This is a genomic window from Actinomycetospora termitidis, from assembly GCF_030286555.1.
In the GTDB taxonomy this organism is placed as follows: domain Bacteria; phylum Actinomycetota; class Actinomycetes; order Mycobacteriales; family Pseudonocardiaceae; genus Actinomycetospora; species Actinomycetospora termitidis.
In genome coordinates this window covers 44,995-62,000 of the sequence record NZ_JASVWF010000010.1, presented here as the reverse complement: position 1 = coordinate 62,000, position 17,006 = coordinate 44,995, and the positions used below count along the sequence as shown (strand labels likewise).

Here is a 17,006-nt window from a genome sequence, read left to right as displayed (position 1 = left end):
CGACGTGGAGGAGCGCACCGGCCTGCCCGTCGTCGCGATGGTGGGTGGTGGCCAGCTGGCCCGGATGACCCACCAGGCCGCGATCTCCCTCGGGCAGTCCCTGCGGGTGCTGGCGACCTCGCCCGACGAGGCGGCCGCGATGGTGACGCCCGAGGTGCAGATCGGCGACCACCGCGACCTCGGTGCGCTGCGCCGGGTCGCCGCCGGGGCCGAGGCGCTGACGTTCGACCACGAGCACGTGCCGGGCGAGCTGCTCGCGACGCTCGTCGCCGAGGGCGTCACCGTGCACCCCGGGCCGGAGGCGTTGCTGCACGCCCAGGACAAGCTGGTGATGCGCCGCCGGCTCGCCGAGCTGGGGGAGCCGGTGCCGCCGTTCGCGCCGGTGTCCTCCGCCGCCGACCTGGAGGCCTTCGCCGACGAGCACGGGTGGCCCGTCGTCCTGAAGGCCGTGCGCGGGGGGTACGACGGGCGCGGGGTGTGGGTGGTCGACGCCGACGGGGCGGGGCCGCTGGTCGAGGAGCTGCTCGCGGCCGGCACGCCGCTGATGGCCGAGGTGAAGGTCGAGCTGGCGCGGGAGCTCGCCGTCGTGCTGGCCCGGTCGCCGTTCGGGCAGGTCGCGGTCTACCCGGCGGTCGAGACGGTGCAGCAGGACGGCATCAACACCGAGGTCCTCGCGCCCGCGCCCGGCCTGTCCGAGGATGCCGCCGAGGAGATCGGGGAGCTCGCGATCCGGATCGCGGCCGCGACCGGCGTCGTCGGCCTGCTCGCGGTGGAGCTGTTCGAGACGCCCTCCGGCGAGGTGCTGGTCAACGAGCTCGCGATGCGGCCGCACAACTCCGCGCACTGGTCGATGGACGGAGCCGTGACCGGCCAGTTCGAGCAGCACCTGCGGGCGGTGCTGGACTACCCGCTCGGCTCGACGGCGGTGCTGCGGCCGGCGTGCGTGATGGCGAACGTGCTGGGTGGTGACCCGACGCCCACGACCGGGCCGGACGAGCGCCTGCACCACACCCTCGCCCGCTTCCCCGAGGCGCGGGTGCACCTGTACGGCAAGGGGGAGCGCCCGGGTCGCAAGCTCGGGCACGTGACGATCACCGGGGACGACCTGGCCGAGGTCCGCCGCCGCGCGCGGCTGGCCGCCGACCACTTCGCGACCGGTGTGTGGACCGACGGTTGGAGTGCGCACTAGATGTCGTCCTCGGAGCTGGTTCCCGGTCAGGCGGTCGCGACGGCGGGCGAGTCCTCGCAGGTGGCGGGCGCGCGCCTGCCCCCGCTCGTGGGCATCGTCATGGGCTCGGACTCCGACTGGCCGACGATGCAGGCGGCCGCGACGGCCCTCGACGAGTTCGGGGTGCCGTGGGAGGCCCGCGTGCTCTCGGCGCACCGCACGCCGCGCGCGATGCTGGAGTGGTCCGAGACGGCGGCCTCGCGGGGCCTGCGCGTGGTGGTCGCCGGCGCCGGCGGGGCAGCGCACCTGCCGGGGATGGTCGCGGCCGCGACGGTGCTGCCGGTGATCGGCGTGCCGGTGCCGCTCAAGCACCTCGACGGCATGGACTCGCTGCTCTCGATCGTGCAGATGCCGGCCGGCGTCCCGGTCGCGACGGTGTCGATCGGCGGTGCCCGCAACGGCGGCCTGCTGGCGGTGCGCATCCTGGCCGCGGCGGACGCGGGCCTTGCGGCGCGCATGGCCGACTTCCAGGCCGACCTGCGTACCTCGGTGGCCGGTAAGGACGAGGCGGTCCGCAAGCTCGGTCCGGGCGATTCCTGACGCCGGGTGGTGCGGGGTCGGTGTCCGAAACCCGGCGTGACTGTCGGGGGGTCGCGCTATCCTTCGAACATGAGTTCGGACGGTGGTGGGGACGCGGTCAGCGGAGAGCTGACCGCGCTGCTCACCCGCCTGTCCGAACTCGCCGACCTCCCCACCGACCCGTCGTGCGGGGTCACCGACGCCGCCCGGATCGACCGGATCGCGCTGCTCGAACAGACCCGCGCCGCGCTGGCCGCCGCCCAACACACCGAGATGGTCGCCTTCGCCCGAGCGCACATCGAAGCCCAGGCCGACCTGGTCGCCGCCCACGAACTCGACCCGCGCGACCTCGGGAAGGGCATCGCCGACCAGATCGCCCTGGCCTGCCACGTCTCACCCACGGTCGGGTCCCGCCGGCTGGGGGTCGCCCAGGCGCTGGCCGACGATCTCCCCGCCACCCGGGCCCTGCTCGCGGCCGGACGGATCGCGGAGCGGGTCGCCGAGCTGGTGGTGTCCTGGACCAGCCACCTCGCCCCCGACACCCGCCGACTCGTCGACAAGCAGATCGCCGCCTCCGGGATCGAGACCCAGAGCCGGTTCCAGGCCGAGGCCACCATCAAGCGGCTGGCCTACGAGGCCGACCCCGCGGGGTTCACCCAACGCGGACGCACCGCCCGAAAGCAGCGGCGGGTCACGCTGCGCCCCGCCCCGGACACCATGAGCGTGCTCTCGGGGCTGTTACCGGTCGAGCAGGGCGTCGCCTGCATCACCGCCCTCCGCACGTACGCCGACACGCTGATCGCCGGCGGCGACGCCGACGGGCGCACCAGGGACCAGATCGTGGCCGACACCCTGGTCGAACGGATCACCGGGCAGACCTTCGCCGAGGACGTCACCGTCGAGGTCGGCATCGTGCTCCCCCTCGACGCGCTCACCGACCCCGACAGCGAGCAGACCGGCGAGGTCGTGGGCTACGGGCCACTCCCCGGCGGGATCGTCGCCGACCTGCTCAACTCCACCCAGGGCCGGAAGTGGTGGCGGCGGCTGTTCACCCATCCCCGCTCCGGACGCCTCGTCGGCGGTGACCCCCAGCGGCGGCTGTTCGACGGGTTCCTCGCCACCCTGATCCACTACCGCGACCACGGCCGCTGCCGCGACCCTTACTGCGGAGCGCCCGCCCGACACACCGACCACATCCGCGGCCGGACCGCCGGGGGCCCGACCAGCCTCGGCAACGGGCGGCGTACCTGCGTACGCGGCAACCAGGTCAAGGAGATGCCCGGCTGGTCCACCGACCTCATCGACGACGGCCTCGGCGACCAGCCGCACACCGTGCAGACGACGACCCCGACCGGCCACACCTACACCAGCCGCGACGGACCATGACCGCGTCGAGGACCGTCCGGGCGTCAGGCCGCGCGGGCGAGGGTGACGCCGCCCTCGCGCATCGCGGTGCAGGCGCGTTCCGTGGTCTCCGGGGCGACGCCGGCCGTCAGGTCGAGCAGCACCGTTGTCGAGAAGCCCTCGGCGGCGGCGTCGAGGGCGGTCGCGCGGACGCAGTGGTCGGTGGCGATGCCGACGACCTCGACGAGGTCCACGTCGCGGTTGCGCAGCCAGTCGACGAGGCGCTCGCCGGACTCCGAGGTGCCCTCGAAGGCCGAGTAGGCGGCGGTGTGCCGGCCCTTGGAGAAGACCTCCTCGATCCGCGACACGTCCAGCTCGGGGTGGAACGCGGCGCCGGCCTCACCGACGCGGCAGTGCTCGGGCCAGCTGTCGACGAAGTCGGGGTCCGGCGAGAAGTGCGCGCCCGGGTCCTCGTGGTAGTCGCGGCTGGCGACGACGTGCGCGTAGCGGCCGTGCTCGGCGGTGAGGAACCGGGTGATCGCGGCGGCCGTGGCGGCCCCGCCGGCGACCCCCATGGAGCCGCCCTCGCAGAAGTCGAGCTGGACGTCCACCACGATCAGCGCGCGGGCCATGGCGGCAGCCTATCGATCGAGCACGAACGTCGTCGGGATCGCGGGCTCGCCCCGGGAGAGCTTGAGGCCCTCCCACGGGATCGCGACGAGATTGCGCCGCAGGTGCTCGCGGGCCTCCTCGAGCGACGGGAGCCCGGCGACCGGCTCGCCCGCCTTGACCAGGTCGACCGGGACGACGCGGTCGTGCTCGCCGACCTCGATCGCGGCGTCGCGCCGGTGCACGACCTCCTCGACGGCGGTCCCGGTCGGCTTGTGCCGGCGCACCGCGGACTTCGCCCCGCCGCGGGACTCCTTCGACGACGACCGCTTCGCCACCGGCCGGCCCTCGACCTCGACGAGCTTGTAGACCATCCCGGCGGTCGGCGCCCCGGACCCGGTGACCACCGACGTCCCGACGCCGTACGCGTCGACCGGCTCCGCGCGCAGCCCCGCGATCGCGTGCTCGTCGAGGTCGCCGGAGAGCACCACCCGGGTCCCGGTGGCGCCCAGCGAGTCCAGCTGGGCCCGGGCGCGCTGGGCCATGACCCCGAGGTCGCCGGAGTCGATCCGCACGGCCCCGAGCTCCGGGCCCGCGACACGCACCGCGGTCTCGATGCCCTCGGTGATGTCGTAGGTGTCGACGAGCAGGGTGGTCCCGACGCCGAGCGCGGCGACCTGGGCGCGGAACGCCTCCTCCTCGGAGTCGTGCAGGAGCGTGAACGCGTGGGCCGACGTCCCCGTCGTCGGGACCCCGTGCCGGGCCGCGGCCTCGAGGTTCGACGTGGCGGCGAAGCCGGCCAGGTAGGCCGCGCGCGCGGCAGCCACGGCAGCCTCCTCGTGCGTGCGGCGCGACCCCATCTCGATGAGGCGCCGGCCGGCCGCCGCCGTCGTCATGCGGGCCGCGGCGGAGGCGATCGCGCAGTCGTGGTTGAGGATCGAGAGCACGAGCGTCTCCAGCAGCACGCACTCGGCGAACGTGCCCGTGACCGACAGGATCGGCGAGCCCGGGAAGTACAGCTCGCCCTCGGGGTAACCGACGACGTCCCCGGCGAAGTGCAGGCCCGCGAGGTGGTCCAGCACCCGCCCGGAGAGCGCCCCGGTCGCCCGCAGGGCCGCGATCTCCTCGTCGCCGAACCGGAAGCGGCCGAGCGCCTCGAGCACCCGCGGCACGCCGGCGACGACCCCGTAGCGCCGGCCGTGCGGCAGCGAGCGCGCGAACACCTCGAAGGTGCACCGGCGGTCGGCCGTGCCGTCCGCCAGGGCGGCGTCGAGCATCGTGAGCTCGTACTGGTCGGTCATCAGCGCCGTACCGCTCGTCATCCGGCCAGCCTAGGGTGCAGGCACCCGCGAGGAGCTGAGACGATGGGGACATGCGAGTCGTCCTCTCCGCGCCCGTGGAGCCGGCCCCGACCGTCGAGGAGCTGCCCGACGAGCTCGTCGGCGCCGACACCCCGTGGCAGACGATCGTCTGGAACGACCCGGTCAACCTGATGTCCTACGTGACCTACGTGTTCCAGAAGCTCTTCGGGTACGACAAGCAGAAGGCCACCGCGCTGATGATGGACGTGCACCAGAAGGGCCGGGCGACGGTGACGTCGGGCAGCCGGGAGAAGGTCGAGGGCGACGTCGCGAAGCTGCACGCGGCCGGCCTCTGGGCGACGATGCAGCGGTCGTCGTAACCCGTGCGCGCCTGGAAGCGGCACGGCCGGGGCGACCGTGCGCGCTACGTCGCCGTGCTCGACCCGGCGGAGGCCTCGGTGCTGCGCGGCCTGGTCGGCCAGGTCGAGGACATGCTGTCCGGCCGCTCCGACGTGGTGCCGCAGGACGAGCTCGCCGAGCTCACCGGCATCCGCACCGGCCCGTCGACCGCCCCGGACGACCCGGTGCTCGCCCGCCTGCTCCCGGAGTTCCACCGCTCCGAGGCCGAAGGTGGTGCGGGCGCCGACGGCGTCGCGCTGTCCGCCGCGATGCGCTCGGTGCACGAGCCGGAACTGATCGCGGCGAAGCGGGACGCGATCGCGACGCTGCTCGCGACCTGCCCCGCCGGCGGCGGCCGGGTGGAGCTCACCGTGCCGCAGGCCGAGGCGTGGCTGACCGCGGTCAACGACGTCCGGCTCGCCCTCGGCACCGCCCTGGAGATCACCGAGGACATGCCCGACCAGCTCCCGCCCGACGACCCCCGGACCGACCACCTGCCCGTCTACCACTGGTTGACCTGGCTGCAGGACTCGTTGCTCACGGTGCTCGTGCCGTAGCCGCCCCGTACGATGGCCTCCGTGCTCGTCATCCGCCGCGATCTCGTCGAGGAGCTGGTCGCGCACGCCCGCCGCGACCACCCGCGCGAGGCGTGCGGCCAGCTGCTGGGCCCGGAGGAGACCGACCGGCCCGAGCGCTACGTGCCGATGACGAACGCGGACGACGCGGACGCGCAGGGCAGCGACTACCGGTTCGACTCGCGCGAGCAGTTCGCCGTGTACAAGGAGGCGACCGAGCGCGACGAGGAGACCGTCGTGGTCTTCCACTCCCACACCCGGGTGCCGCGTCGCCCGCTCACCGACTCCGGCCTGCCCGAGGCGTACCCCTCGGTGAAGGACGTCGAGTACATGGGCCTGCAGCCCGGCGTGCACTTCGCGATCGTGGCGCTGACCGATCGCGACTCCGCGTACGACCTGCGGTCGTTCCTGCTGGACGACGCGGGCGAGGTCGTCGAGGACGAGGTCCAGGTCGTCGAGAACTACATGTTCTCGCACACCGGCGCGGGTGACGTGCCGGACCGTTCCTGACCGTCCCGGAACAACCCGGCGTCGTGCGACGCTGTGCCTGACCGATCACCCCCGTCTCCTGGAGGAAAGCCGTGTCCGCCACCGTCTCGATCCCGACGATCCTGCGCACCCACACCGGAGGGGAGAAGCAGGTCAAGGCCGAGGGATCGACGCTGCAGGAGGTCATCACCGACCTCGAGGCCAACCACCCGGGCATCAAGGACCGGCTGGTGACCGACGGCGCGCTGCACCGCTTCGTCAACGTCTACGTCAACGACGAGGACGTCCGCTTCGCCGGCGGTCTCGACGCGCAGGTGCCCGACAACGGCACCGTGACGATCCTGCCCGCGGTGGCGGGCGGACGCTGAGGCTCGCACCCCGGGCCCGCGCGGCCCGGGGGCCATCCCTTCCCTGGAGCACCCCATGGCCCGGTACGACTCGCTGATCCACGCCCTGGGCGACACGCCCGTGGTGGGGCTGCCCTCGTTCTCCCCGGCCCCGCACGTGCGGCTGTGGGCCAAGCTCGAGGACCGCAACCCGACCGGCTCGATCAAGGACCGTCCGGCTCTGCGCATGATCACCAAGGCGGAGGAGGAGGGGCTCCTGACGCCGGGGTGCACCATCCTCGAGCCGACGTCGGGCAACACCGGGATCTCGCTGGCCATGGCCGCGAAGCTCAAGGGCTACGAGCTGGTCTGCGTCATGCCGGAGAACACCTCGGCCGAACGGCGCCAGCTCCTCGAGATGTACGGCGCGCGGATCATCTTCTCCCCGGCCGCGGGTGGCTCCAACCAGGCCGTCGCGACGGCCAAGGAGATCGCCGCGCAGCACCCGGACTGGGTCATGCTCTACCAGTACGGCAACCCGGCGAACCCGCTCGCGCACTACGAGGGCACGGGCCCGGAGATCCTGCGCGACGTCCCGACGATCACCCACTTCGTCGCCGGCCTCGGCACGACGGGCACGCTGGTCGGCACCGGGCGGTACCTGCGCGAGCACAAGCCGGACTGCCAGATCATCGCCGCGGAGCCGCGCTACGGCGAGCTCGTCTACGGCCTGCGCAACATGGACGAGGGCTTCGTCCCGGAGCTCTACGACCCCGAGGTGCTCACCGGCCGGTACTCGGTCGGCGCCCAGGACGCGCTGCGCCGCACGCGCCAGCTGGTCGAGCAGGAGGGGATCTTCGCCGGGATCTCGACCGGCGGCATCCTGCACGCGGCGCTGGCCCAGGCCGAGAAGGCGGCGGGCAGCGACGACGAGGCCGACATCGTCATGGTCGTCTGCGACGGCGGGTGGAAGTACCTCTCGACCGGGGCCTACTCCGGGACGCTCGAGGAGGCGGCCGAGGGCCTCGAGGGCCAGCTCTGGGCCTGATTTCTCAGGTTCCGTCGCTATCGTCGGTGGGGTGAGCAGCCCCGCGGTCCCTGCGAAGCCCCGGATCCTCCCGGCGCACCCGATGCGGGCCGCCGTCGGGATGGTTCTCTTCCTCGCCCTGCTGTGGGTGATCGAGGCCGTCGACCAGTTCGTCCTCGGCGGATCCCTCGACTACGACGGGATCGTGCCCCGGCAGGTCGACGGGCTCGACGGCATCCTGTGGTCGCCCCTGCTGCACGCCGGGTGGGCGCACCTGATCGCGAACTCGATCCCGTTCCTCGTGCTCGGGTTCCTGGTGCTCGCCGGCGGCCTCGGCCAGTTCATCGCGGTCACGGCCCTCGTGTGGTTGCTCGGCGGGTTCCTGACGTGGCTGACCGGGTTCGGCATCACCGTCGGGGCGTCCGGCGTGATCTTCGGGTGGCTCGCGTTCCTGCTGTTCCGTGGCTTCTTCGCGCGCTCCGGCCGACAGATCGTGCTCGCCGTCGTGCTGTTCCTGCTCTACGGCGGGGTGCTGTGGGGCGTGCTGCCCGGGACCCCCGGCGTGTCCTGGCAGGCCCACCTGTTCGGCGCGCTGGCCGGGGTCCTCGCCGCGCGTCTGGTCGCCTCGGCCGACCGCGGATCGTCGCGCGGCAGCCGACCCTCCGACGGAGTGTCGCCCTCCCCGATCGGGCCGTAGGGTGCGCGCGTGGAACTGATCGTCCTGGGGTGCTCGGGCAGCGGAGCCGGTCCCACCTCACCCGCGTCCGGCTACCTCGTGCGTACGCGGTCGACGACCCTCGTGCTCGATCTCGGCAACGGCACCTTCGGGACGCTGCAGCGCCACATGGACCCGTTCGACCTCGACGCGGTCGTGCTCTCCCACCTCCACCCGGACCACTGCGCGGACGTCTCCGGGCTGGTCGTGCACCGTCGGTACCACCCGGACGGTCCCGGCAAGGTGCTGCCGCTGCACGGGCCCAGCGAGTCCGAGGTCCGGCTCGCGGTCGCGTACGCGCCGTCCTCCGACGAGCGCGTCGCCACCGACCTCACCGACGTCTTCGACTACCACGTGTTCGCCGACGGGCCCGCGGGCGTCGGGGACGTGGCGCTGTCCAGCGCCCCGGTCGACCACCCCTGCGAGGCCTACGGGGTGCGGCTCGAGCACGAGGGCCGCACGCTCGTCTACTCCGGGGACACCGGGCCGTGCGAGAGCCTGGTCGAGCTCGCACGTGGGGCCGACGTGCTGCTCTGCGAGGCCACGTGGACCGACTCGCCGGACCGCCCGCCGGGCGTGCACCTGTCGGGCACGCAGGCCGGTGAGGTCGCCCGGTCGGCCGGGGTGAAACGGCTGCTGATCACCCACGTGCCCGCCTGGTACGACGGCGAGGAGCTCCTCGCGGAGGCGCGCACCCGGTACGACGGCCCGGCGGATCTCGTCCGGCCCGACGGGCACTACACGATCTGAGCCCCGCCCGGCGGGGTGCGCGGTCGACGGTGGCGCCGTGCACGCACGGGATGCGTGCAGGTCGCCATCGTCACCGCGCGGGTGCTCCGTCCACCGGCTCGCCGACCGGATCGGGCGTCGACGTCCGCGTCGGCCGGGGGCTCCGTGGCAGGAGCAGCGACACGCACCCGGCCGCGGCGACCACCACCGCCGCGACGGCGAACGCCCGCGTGGTCCCCGCGGTCGAGGCGGCCGCCGCGATGGCGCCCCCGGCGGTCAGCGCGTCGGCCCGGGCCGTGGCGAGCGTCGAGAGCACCGCGAGCCCGATGGCCCCGCCGACCTGGCGCGAGGTGTTCAGCAGCCCCGAGGCGAGCCCGGCCTGCGTGCGGTCCACACCCGACGTGGCGGCGCCGGCCAGGGGCGTGAGCGCGACGCCCATGCCGAGGCCCACCGCGATGCCGGGCCCGAGGACACCGCCGACCCACGTCGAGGTCGGGGTGAGCAGCGCGAACCACGCGAAGCCGGCCGCCGTCAGGAAGGCCCCGCCGGAGAGCAGCGGGCGCGCGCCGACGCGGGAGAGCATCCGTGAGGAGAACTGCGAGCCGAGCACGATCGTCGCCGACTGCGGCAGGAACGCGAGACCCGCGGTCAGGGCGTCGAACCCGAGCACGCCCTGCATGTGGATCGACACGAAGTACCACATCGCGAACATGGCCGACGAGATCAACGCCATCGTGCCGTTCGCGACGCTCACCGACCGGATGCGGAAGACGCCCAGCGGGACGAGCGGCGAGGCGATCCGCGTCTCGAGGAACACGAAGCCGGCGAGCAGGACCGCGGCGACCACGAAGCTGCCCCAGGTCAGCGCCGACGACCAGCCGGCCGACTCGCTCGACACCACGCCGTGCACGAACGCGACGAGGCCGCCCGTGACCAGCAGCGCTCCGCCGGTGTCGAGGCGCGGCCGGTCGTCCGCGCGGGTCTCGGAGACCGCGATCCGGGCCAGGACCGCCGTCAGGACCACGACCGGGACGTTGACCAGGAAGATCCACCGCCAGCTGAGGAAGTGCACGAGCACGCCACCGGCGATGCCGCCCACGGCCCCGCCGACCCCGCCGATCGCGGCCCACGCGCCGAGCGCCCGGGCGCGGGCAGCGCCCTCGGCGAAGGTGGTGGTGAGGATCGTCAGAGTGGCGGGGGAGAGGACGGCGCCGCCGAGGCCCTGCGCGGCGCGGGCGGCGAGGACCAGGCCGGGCGAGTCCGCGAGGCCGCCGACCAGCGACGCGGCGCCGAACAGCGCGAGCCCGACCAGGAACATCCGGCGGCGCCCGAACAGGTCCGCCGCGCGGCCGCCGAGCAGCAGGAAGCCGGCGAAGGCGAGCGTGTAGGCGCTCACCACCCACTGCAGCCCCGTGGCCGAGAAGCCGAGCGCCTCGCGCATCGCCGGCAGCGCCACGTTCACGATCGACACGTCGAGCACGACCATGAACTGGGCGAGGCAGGCGACGAGCAGCACGAGACGGTCGCGGGGCACGTGTTCACGCTAACCAAGGGGTCCGAGAGCGTCCTGCCGGAACGGCGCCTCCTAGGGTGGGCGACCGTGGCACGCAGTGACGGCAGGTCCGACGACGAACTCCGCCCCATCGAGATCCGGCGGGGGTTCCAGCAGCACCCGGCCGGGTCGGTGCTGGTGTCCTTCGGCAACACCCGCGTGCTGTGCGCGGCGAGCGTGACCGAGGGCGTCCCGCGGTGGCGGCGCGACTCCGGCCTCGGCTGGCTCACCGCGGAGTACGCGATGCTCCCGTCGGCGACCCACACGCGGTCCGACCGCGAGTCGGTGAAGGGCCGGGTCGGCGGGCGCACGCACGAGATCAGCCGGCTGGTCGGCCGCTCGCTGCGCGCGGCGATCGACCTCAAGGCCCTCGGCGAGAACACCATCCAGCTCGACTGTGACGTGCTCCAGGCCGACGGCGGCACGCGCACCGCGGCCATCACGGGGGCGTACGTGGCCCTCGCGGACGCGATCACGTGGCTCGGTGCGAAGAAGAAGCTGGCCGACCCGAACCCGTTGTCGTGCTCGATCGCGGCCGTGTCGGTCGGGGTGGTCGACGGACGCGTGCGCCTCGACCTGCCCTACGAGGAGGACAGCCGCGCCGAGGTCGACATGAACGTCGTCGCGACCGACGCCGGCACCCTCGTCGAGGTGCAGGGCACGGGCGAGGGCGCCACGTACACCCGCGCGACCCTCGACGCGATGCTCGACTCGGCCCTCGCCGGGATCGCGAAGCTCACGGAGGCCCAGGCCGCGGCGCTGGCCGAGCCGTACCCGGGGGAGCTGCCCTGATGAAGGTCCTGCTCGCGACCCGCAACGACGCCAAGCTCACCGAGCTCCGAGACATCGTCTCCGACCTCGGCGTCGAGGTGATCGGGCTCGACGAGGTGCCCGAGTTCCCGGAGGCCCCCGAGACCGGCGCGACGTTCGCCGAGAACTCGCTGGCCAAGGCCCGCGACGCGTGCGCCGCGACCGGCATGCTCGCCGTCGCGGACGACTCCGGGCTCGCCGTGGACGCGCTGAACGGGATGCCGGGCGTGCTCTCCGCGCGGTGGTCGGGCTCGAGCGGGGACCGGCGCGAGAAGGACGCGAAGAACCTCGCGCTCGTCCTCGACCAGATGGCGGACGTCCCCGAGGAGCGGCGTGGCGCGGCGTTCGTCTGCGCGGCCGCGGCGGTGCATCCGGACGGGCGGGAGGCCGTCGTCACGGAACGGTGGCCCGGGACGCTGATCCGGTCCCCGCGCGGTCTGAACGGGTTCGGCTACGACCCCGCCTTCGTTCCCGACGGCGGGTCGGTCACCTCGGCGGAGATGTCGTCCGAGGAGAAGAACGCGGTCTCGCACCGGGCACGGGCGTTCCGGGCGCTGGCCCCGGAGCTGCGGGCGTTGCTGGGGTGAACCAGCAGTACTTCGCCGAGGAGCCGACGAGTCCTTCGTCGCCCGAGCCGGCCCGCCTCGACGTCCGGGGCCTGTCGTTGGACGTCACCACCGACTCGGGGGTGTTCGCGCGCGGCCGGCTCGACAAGGGCACCCGGGTGCTGCTCGAGCACGCCCCGGAGCCCGAGCGGGGCGGCGACCTGCTCGACCTCGGCTGCGGCTGGGGGCCGATCTCCTTGTGGCTCGCCACGATCCGGCGTCGGTCGACCGTCTGGGCGGTGGACGTGAACTCCCGGGCGCTCTCGCTGGTGGAGCAGAACGCGCGGGCGGCGGGTCTGGGCAACGTCCGGGCCTGCCGTCCGGACGAGGTCCCGGCCGAGGTCCGGTTCGCCGGCCTGTGGTCCAACCCGCCGATCCGCGGGGGCAAGACCGCGTTGCACGACCTGCTCCTCGAGTGGCTGCCGCGGGTCGCGGGACCCTCCTACCTCGTCGTCGCGAAGAACCTGGGGTCGGACTCGCTGGCGCGGTGGCTCGGCGATCAGGGGTACCTGGTCTCGAGACTGTCGTCGAACGCGGGCTTCCGGGTCCTGGAGGTTGTCGATGCTGGCGGTGGAACGGAGCGGTAGCGGGTCCCCGGTGCTGTGCCTGCACGGGTGGCCGGGCGGAGTGTCGGACTACCGGTTGCTGACGCCGTTGCTGGTCGACGTGGCGGACGTCGTGGTGCCGCACCTGCCGGGGTTCGGGAAGTCCTTCTCCCCGGGTGACGAGTTGCGGCCGCCGTCGGACTTCGACCGTGCGCACCTGGTCCGGGCGCTGGTGGAGCTCATAACCGAGCTCGACCTGGGGCCGACGGTGATCGTCGGGTACGACATCGGGATCACGACGGCCATCGCGTTGGCGCGCGAGATACCTCGACACACGCGCGCCCTGGTCCTCGGCAACACGCTGGCGCCGTCGGTGACCGCGGAGGCGGTGCTGTCCGACCGGTACCGGCCGGAGTTCTGGTACCAGGACTTCCACCAGCTGGAGCTGGCGCGTCAGCTGGTCGACGGGAACCCGGCGGCCGTCCGGACGTACCTGGAGCACTTCTGGTCGCACTGGGGCGCGCGTCCAGACGCGGTCGTCGACGAGTCGCTCGTGGAGGACTACTCGCGGCCCGGCGCGTTCACGACGTCGATCAACTGGTACCGCTCCGGCTCGTCGTCGCTGTACACGGCGCTGGACCTGCGCGGCGTCACGGAGTTCCCGCCGCCGGTCGACGTGCCGGCCACGGTGCTCTGGGGCGCGCAGGACCCGATCTTCCCGCCGGAGTACGCCGCCGCGGTGCCGGACCTGCTCCCGCGGGCGGACGTGCGGGTGCTGGACGACGTCGGGCACTTCACGCCGATCGAGGCGGCGGCGGAGATGGCGGAGGCGGTGCGGTCGTACCTCTGAGGGCCTTCCCGACGGCGGGTGTGTCAGCTTGTCGCGGTCTCTCGGCGGCTCGGACCCACCTTGTCGCTGTGAATCACAGCGACAAGAGGGAGCGACCGGGGCGGAAACCCGCGACAAGCCGGGGAGGTCCTACAGTGGCCGTACTCGCCGTCGGAAAATGCTAGTCCGAACGGCGGACCGGCGTAGCCCAACGGCAGGAGGCAGCGGCTTTAGGTGCCGCACAGTGTGGGTTCGAATCCCATCGCCGGTACTCAGAGCTTCAGATCGCGCAGCAACCGGCCCACGTGGCCGGTGGCCTTGACGCCGTACTGGGCGACCTCGATCTTGCCCTCGGCGTCGACGACGAAGGTCGAGCGGATGACGCCCGTCGAGGTGCGGCCGTACATCGTCTTCTCGCCCCACGCGCCCCAGGCCGGCATGACCGTCTTGTCGACGTCCGACAGCAGCGGGAACGTCAGGCCCTGGTCGGCCCGGAACTTGGCGAGCTTCTCCGGCTTGTCGGGGGAGATGCCCACGACGTCGATCCCGGCGTCGTCGAACGTCGCCAGGTTCTCGGTGAAGTCGCACGCCTCCTTGGTGCAGCCCGGGGTGTTCGCAGCCGGGTAGAAGTAGACGACGACGCGGCGCCCGCGGTAGTCCGCGAGGGACACCGTCTCGCCCGTGTCGGACGTCAGCGAGAAGTCCGGCGCGACGTCACCGGGGGTCAGACGGTTATCGGCAGCCACGGCAGGGCACGATAGCCGGGCGAGCGGAGCGACGGGGAAACGGAACCGCTCGGATGTGATGGTCGACCGTGCGGCGCGTCGTCCCCGGACTCGCCGCGCGGCCGCGACACCATGCCGCCACGATGTGCGGCAACCGAGTGCCGAAGAGCACGGACCGAGAAGGACGAGGAGGCTCGAGTGGCACGCGACCCGGACACCATCGAGCGGGAGATCGAGCAGGCTCGTGAGGCGCTCGCCGGGGCGCTGGACGAGCTCTCCGAGCGGGCCAACCCGCAGCGTCTCGCCGACCAGGGCAAGGAGATGGCCGCCGAGAAGTGGGCCGACCCGAAGATCAAGTACGCCGTGATCGCGGCGGGCACCCTCATCGGGCTGCTGGTGCTGCGGAAGCTGTTCAAGTAGCCGGTCGTACGGCTGTGGGCGGGTGCTGCGAGGTGATAGGAACCTCGCAGTGCCCGCCCGCTGTCGTATCCGGAGGTTCCCGCCGTGCCGACGTCGTCGTCGCAACTGACTCCCGCCGCGCAGGCGTTCCGCGCCGCGCGTGACCTCCTCGTCGAGCGACAGACCGACTACGACGCCGCCCGCCGCGACTTCGCCTGGCCGCAGCTCGAGGAGTTCAACTGGGCGCTGGAGCACTTCGACGCGATCGGGCGGGACCCGTCGTCGGCCGACCGGGCCGCGCTGTGGATCGTCGAGCAGGACGGGTCCGAGGCGAAGTACTCCTTCGCGACGATGACCGAGCGGTCGAACCGCACGGCGAACTGGCTCCGTTCCCTCGGCGTCCGTCGTGGCGACAAGCTGATCCTCATGCTCGCCAACCAGGTCGAGCTGTGGGACACGATCCTCGCGGCGATGAAGCTCGGCGTCGTGCTGATCCCCTCGACCCCGATGCTGGGCGCGGCCGACCTGCGCGACCGCATCGACCGCGGCGCCGCCGGCCACGTCGTCGTCCGGGACGCCGACGTCGACAAGTTCGCCGACGTGCCCGGGGAGTACACGAAGATCGCGGTCGGACCCGCCGTCCCGGACGGGTGGCTGGACTTCGCGGACTCCGGGTCGCAGTCGGCCGACTTCGAGCCGGACGGCCCGACCCGCTCCGACGACACCCTGCTCCTCTACTTCACCTCGGGCACCACGTCGAAGCCGAAGCTCGTCCAGCACACGCACGTGTCCTACCCCGTCGGGCACCTGTCGACGATGTACTGGATCGGGCTGCAGCCCGGCGACGTGCACTGCAACGTGGCCTCGCCCGGCTGGGCGAAGCACGCGTGGTCGAACGTCTTCGCGCCGTGGTGCGCCGAGGCGACGATCTTCATCTACAACTACACGCGCTTCGACGCGGACGCGATGCTGCGCACGCTGGTCGACCACGGCGTGACGACGTTCTGCGCGCCCCCCACGGTGTGGCGGATGCTGATCCAGGCCGACCTGAAGGCGTGGAAGGTGCCGATGCGCGAGCTCGTGGGCGCCGGCGAGCCGCTGAACGCGGAGGTCATCGAGCAGGTCCGCGAGGCGTGGGGCCTGACGATCCGCGACGGGTTCGGGCAGACCGAGTCGTCACTGCAGATCGCGAACACCCCGGGTCAGCCGGTGAAGGACGGCTCGATGGGTCGCCCGCTGCCGGGGTTCGAGATCGCGCTGGTGGACCCGGTGTCGGGAGCGGTCGGCGAGGAGGGCGAGATCTGCGTCGACCTGTCGAAGCGGCCGGTCGGTCTGATGGTCGGGTACGCCGACGACGACGAGCGCAACGCCGAGGTCATGCGCGGCGGCTATTACCACACGGGGGACGTCGGGGCCCGTGACGCGGACGGCTACATCACCTACGTCGGCCGCTCCGACGACGTGTTCAAGGCGTCGGACTACCGCATCTCCCCGTTCGAGCTGGAGAGCGTGCTGATCGAGCACGACGCGGTGGCCGAGGCGGCGGTCGTGCCCTCGCCCGACCCGCTCCGCCTCGCCGTCCCGAAGGCCTACGTGGTGCTGGCGCGCGGGTTCTCCCCGGACGAGTCGACCGCGCGGTCGATCCTCGAGTACTGCCGCGAGCACCTCCCCGCCTACAAGCGGGTGCGCCGGCTGGAGTTCGCGGAGCTGCCGAAGACGATCTCCGGGAAGATCCGCCGGGTCGAGCTGCGGGGCCGGGAGAACGAGCTGCGCCCGAACGGCGAGGGCACCCCCGACGGCGAGTTCTCCGACGAGGCGCTCGGGCTGCGGTCGTGAGCTTCGCGTTCCCGGTGGTGCCGCGGTACGCCGAGATCGACCAGCAGGGCGTGGTGTTCTTCGGGCACTACCTGACCTGGTGCGACGAGGCGTTCACGGCCTTCCAGGCGTCGGTCGGCTACCCCTACCCGGACATGATCGCCGACGGCGTCGACATCCAGATCGTGCACGCGTCGCTGGACTACGGGTCGTCCGTGCAGTGGGGCGATCTCGTGGAGCTCGCCGTCGAGAACGAGAAGGTCGGGACGACGTCGCTGACGTCGCGCGTGGTGGTCCGCCGGAGGTCCGGTCCCGATGAGGACTGGTCGGATGCGGTCGTCGTCCAGCTGGTGCACGTGTGCGTGGACGCGTCGGAGTTCACCAAGGTGCCGGTGCCGGCCCGCCTGGCCGACGGGCTGGCGGCCACTCGGGGCTGACGACTTTCTCGAAACCGCCCCCACGGCC

The 17,006-nt window shown here is 72.8% G+C and carries 21 protein-coding genes and 1 tRNA gene; 18 read left to right on the top strand and 4 right to left on the bottom strand.

The annotated features are described in order from the left end of the window. Positions 1 to 4: 4 nt before the first annotated feature. The 3 genes from QRT03_RS30140 (at position 5) to QRT03_RS30130 (ending at position 3,133) form a co-directional block, all read left to right on the top strand. Positions 5 to 1,189 carry a 5-(carboxyamino)imidazole ribonucleotide synthase gene (locus tag QRT03_RS30140; protein ID WP_286056870.1) on the top strand — a complete coding sequence of 395 codons (1,185 nt, stop codon included), beginning with the start codon at positions 5 to 7 and terminating at the stop codon, positions 1,187 to 1,189. Positions 1,190 to 1,264: 75 nt separating this feature from the next. Next, complete coding sequence (purE, locus tag QRT03_RS30135) at positions 1,265 to 1,768, top strand: 5-(carboxyamino)imidazole ribonucleotide mutase (protein ID WP_286057013.1); 504 nt, start codon at positions 1,265 to 1,267, stop codon at positions 1,766 to 1,768. A gap of 69 nt (positions 1,769 to 1,837) precedes the next feature. Next, a complete protein-coding gene (locus QRT03_RS30130) occupies positions 1,838 to 3,133 on the top strand; it encodes a DUF222 domain-containing protein (protein WP_286056869.1) in 1,296 nt (431 codons plus the stop codon). A 23-nt stretch (positions 3,134 to 3,156) separates the two neighbouring features. Here the strand turns inward: QRT03_RS30130 and QRT03_RS30125 are convergent, their stop codons facing one another. Then, complete coding sequence (locus tag QRT03_RS30125) at positions 3,157 to 3,723, bottom strand: isochorismatase family protein (RefSeq protein ID WP_286056868.1); 567 nt, start codon at positions 3,721 to 3,723, stop codon at positions 3,157 to 3,159. A 9-nt stretch (positions 3,724 to 3,732) separates the two neighbouring features. Continuing rightward, positions 3,733 to 5,022, bottom strand: a complete 1,290-nt coding sequence (locus tag QRT03_RS30120; RefSeq protein ID WP_286056867.1) for a nicotinate phosphoribosyltransferase — start codon at positions 5,020 to 5,022, stop codon at positions 3,733 to 3,735. A 50-nt stretch (positions 5,023 to 5,072) separates the two neighbouring features. Here QRT03_RS30120 and clpS point away from each other — a divergent pair, with 50 nt between their 5' ends. The 7 genes from clpS (at position 5,073) to QRT03_RS30085 (ending at position 9,282) form a co-directional block, all read left to right on the top strand. Continuing rightward, on the top strand, positions 5,073 to 5,381 hold the full coding sequence (gene clpS / locus QRT03_RS30115; protein ID WP_286056866.1) for an ATP-dependent Clp protease adapter ClpS: 309 nt from the start codon (positions 5,073 to 5,075) through the stop codon (positions 5,379 to 5,381). A 3-nt stretch (positions 5,382 to 5,384) separates the two neighbouring features. Beyond that, on the top strand, positions 5,385 to 5,957 hold the full coding sequence (locus QRT03_RS30110) for a DUF2017 domain-containing protein (RefSeq protein ID WP_286056865.1): 573 nt from the start codon (positions 5,385 to 5,387) through the stop codon (positions 5,955 to 5,957). A 12-nt stretch (positions 5,958 to 5,969) separates the two neighbouring features. Beyond that, positions 5,970 to 6,485 carry a M67 family metallopeptidase gene (locus QRT03_RS30105; protein WP_286056864.1) on the top strand — a complete coding sequence of 172 codons (516 nt, stop codon included), beginning with the start codon at positions 5,970 to 5,972 and terminating at the stop codon, positions 6,483 to 6,485. A 71-nt stretch (positions 6,486 to 6,556) separates the two neighbouring features. Then, entirely contained in the window at positions 6,557 to 6,832 is a 276-nt protein-coding gene (locus tag QRT03_RS30100; protein WP_286056863.1) for a MoaD/ThiS family protein, read from the top strand. 55 nt (positions 6,833 to 6,887) lie between these two features. Then, complete coding sequence (locus tag QRT03_RS30095; RefSeq protein ID WP_286056862.1) at positions 6,888 to 7,838, top strand: PLP-dependent cysteine synthase family protein; 951 nt, start codon at positions 6,888 to 6,890, stop codon at positions 7,836 to 7,838. A gap of 31 nt (positions 7,839 to 7,869) precedes the next feature. Beyond that, entirely contained in the window at positions 7,870 to 8,514 is a 645-nt protein-coding gene (locus QRT03_RS30090; RefSeq protein ID WP_286056861.1) for a rhomboid family intramembrane serine protease, read from the top strand. A gap of 9 nt (positions 8,515 to 8,523) precedes the next feature. After that, complete coding sequence (locus QRT03_RS30085; RefSeq protein WP_286056860.1) at positions 8,524 to 9,282, top strand: MBL fold metallo-hydrolase; 759 nt, start codon at positions 8,524 to 8,526, stop codon at positions 9,280 to 9,282. 70 nt (positions 9,283 to 9,352) lie between these two features. On the opposite strand, the gene QRT03_RS30080 is transcribed toward QRT03_RS30085, so the two are convergent. Beyond that, positions 9,353 to 10,795, bottom strand: coding sequence for a DHA2 family efflux MFS transporter permease subunit (locus QRT03_RS30080; RefSeq protein ID WP_286056859.1), 1,443 nt, complete (start codon positions 10,793 to 10,795; stop codon positions 9,353 to 9,355). Between the two features lie 66 nt (positions 10,796 to 10,861). On the opposite strand from QRT03_RS30080, the gene rph reads away from it, so the two are divergent. The 5 genes from rph to QRT03_RS30055 all read left to right on the top strand — a co-directional run bounded on the left by rph (position 10,862) and on the right by QRT03_RS30055 (position 13,873). Continuing rightward, positions 10,862 to 11,605 (top strand): ribonuclease PH, encoded by a 744-nt coding sequence (gene rph / locus QRT03_RS30075; RefSeq protein ID WP_286056858.1) that lies wholly within the window; start codon positions 10,862 to 10,864, stop codon positions 11,603 to 11,605. Beyond that, positions 11,605 to 12,210, top strand: coding sequence for an RdgB/HAM1 family non-canonical purine NTP pyrophosphatase (rdgB, locus tag QRT03_RS30070; protein ID WP_286056857.1), 606 nt, complete (start codon positions 11,605 to 11,607; stop codon positions 12,208 to 12,210). The genes rph and rdgB overlap by 1 nt, the downstream gene beginning before the upstream one ends. Further along, on the top strand, positions 12,207 to 12,815 hold the full coding sequence (locus QRT03_RS30065; protein ID WP_286056856.1) for a class I SAM-dependent methyltransferase: 609 nt from the start codon (positions 12,207 to 12,209) through the stop codon (positions 12,813 to 12,815). Before rdgB ends, QRT03_RS30065 begins: the two co-directional genes overlap by 4 nt. Then, entirely contained in the window at positions 12,790 to 13,623 is an 834-nt protein-coding gene (locus tag QRT03_RS30060) for an alpha/beta fold hydrolase (RefSeq protein WP_286056855.1), read from the top strand. The genes QRT03_RS30065 and QRT03_RS30060 overlap by 26 nt, the downstream gene beginning before the upstream one ends. A 176-nt stretch (positions 13,624 to 13,799) precedes the next feature. Next, positions 13,800 to 13,873, top strand: a tRNA-Leu gene (locus QRT03_RS30055). A gap of 1 nt (position 13,874) precedes the next feature. Here QRT03_RS30055 and bcp read toward each other — a convergent pair. Beyond that, positions 13,875 to 14,348 carry a thioredoxin-dependent thiol peroxidase gene (bcp, locus tag QRT03_RS30050; protein ID WP_286056854.1) on the bottom strand — a complete coding sequence of 158 codons (474 nt, stop codon included), beginning with the start codon at positions 14,346 to 14,348 and terminating at the stop codon, positions 13,875 to 13,877. A gap of 177 nt (positions 14,349 to 14,525) precedes the next feature. Here bcp and QRT03_RS30045 point away from each other — a divergent pair, with 177 nt between their 5' ends. From QRT03_RS30045 to QRT03_RS30035, 3 genes are all read left to right on the top strand, one after another. Next, positions 14,526 to 14,747, top strand: a complete 222-nt coding sequence (locus QRT03_RS30045) for a DUF3618 domain-containing protein (protein ID WP_179796856.1) — start codon at positions 14,526 to 14,528, stop codon at positions 14,745 to 14,747. A gap of 84 nt (positions 14,748 to 14,831) precedes the next feature. Then, the gene (locus QRT03_RS30040) at positions 14,832 to 16,562 is read left to right on the top strand and encodes an AMP-binding protein (protein ID WP_286056853.1); all 1,731 of its coding nucleotides are present in this window, start codon (positions 14,832 to 14,834) and stop codon (positions 16,560 to 16,562) included. Then, a complete protein-coding gene (locus QRT03_RS30035) occupies positions 16,559 to 16,978 on the top strand; it encodes an acyl-CoA thioesterase (RefSeq protein WP_286056852.1) in 420 nt (139 codons plus the stop codon). Before QRT03_RS30040 ends, QRT03_RS30035 begins: the two co-directional genes overlap by 4 nt. Positions 16,979 to 17,006 lie beyond the last annotated feature (28 nt).

What these genes read in the sequence shown, in the direction of transcription:
- QRT03_RS30060 (WP_286056855.1), top strand. Translation starts at nt 12,790, where the DNA reads ATGCTGGCGGTGGAACGGAGCGGTAGCGGGTCCCCGGTGCTGTGCCTG.
- rdgB (WP_286056857.1), top strand. Translation starts at nt 11,605, where the DNA reads ATGAAGGTCCTGCTCGCGACCCGCAACGACGCCAAGCTCACCGAGCTC.
- QRT03_RS30125 (WP_286056868.1), bottom strand. Translation starts at nt 3,723, where the DNA reads ATGGCCCGCGCGCTGATCGTGGTGGACGTCCAGCTCGACTTCTGCGAG.
- QRT03_RS30120 (WP_286056867.1), bottom strand. Translation starts at nt 5,022, where the DNA reads ATGACGAGCGGTACGGCGCTGATGACCGACCAGTACGAGCTCACGATG.
- QRT03_RS30095 (WP_286056862.1), top strand. Translation starts at nt 6,888, where the DNA reads ATGGCCCGGTACGACTCGCTGATCCACGCCCTGGGCGACACGCCCGTG.
- QRT03_RS30130 (WP_286056869.1), top strand. Translation starts at nt 1,838, where the DNA reads ATGAGTTCGGACGGTGGTGGGGACGCGGTCAGCGGAGAGCTGACCGCG.
- clpS (WP_286056866.1), top strand. Translation starts at nt 5,073, where the DNA reads ATGCGAGTCGTCCTCTCCGCGCCCGTGGAGCCGGCCCCGACCGTCGAG.
- QRT03_RS30105 (WP_286056864.1), top strand. Translation starts at nt 5,970, where the DNA reads ATGGCCTCCGTGCTCGTCATCCGCCGCGATCTCGTCGAGGAGCTGGTC.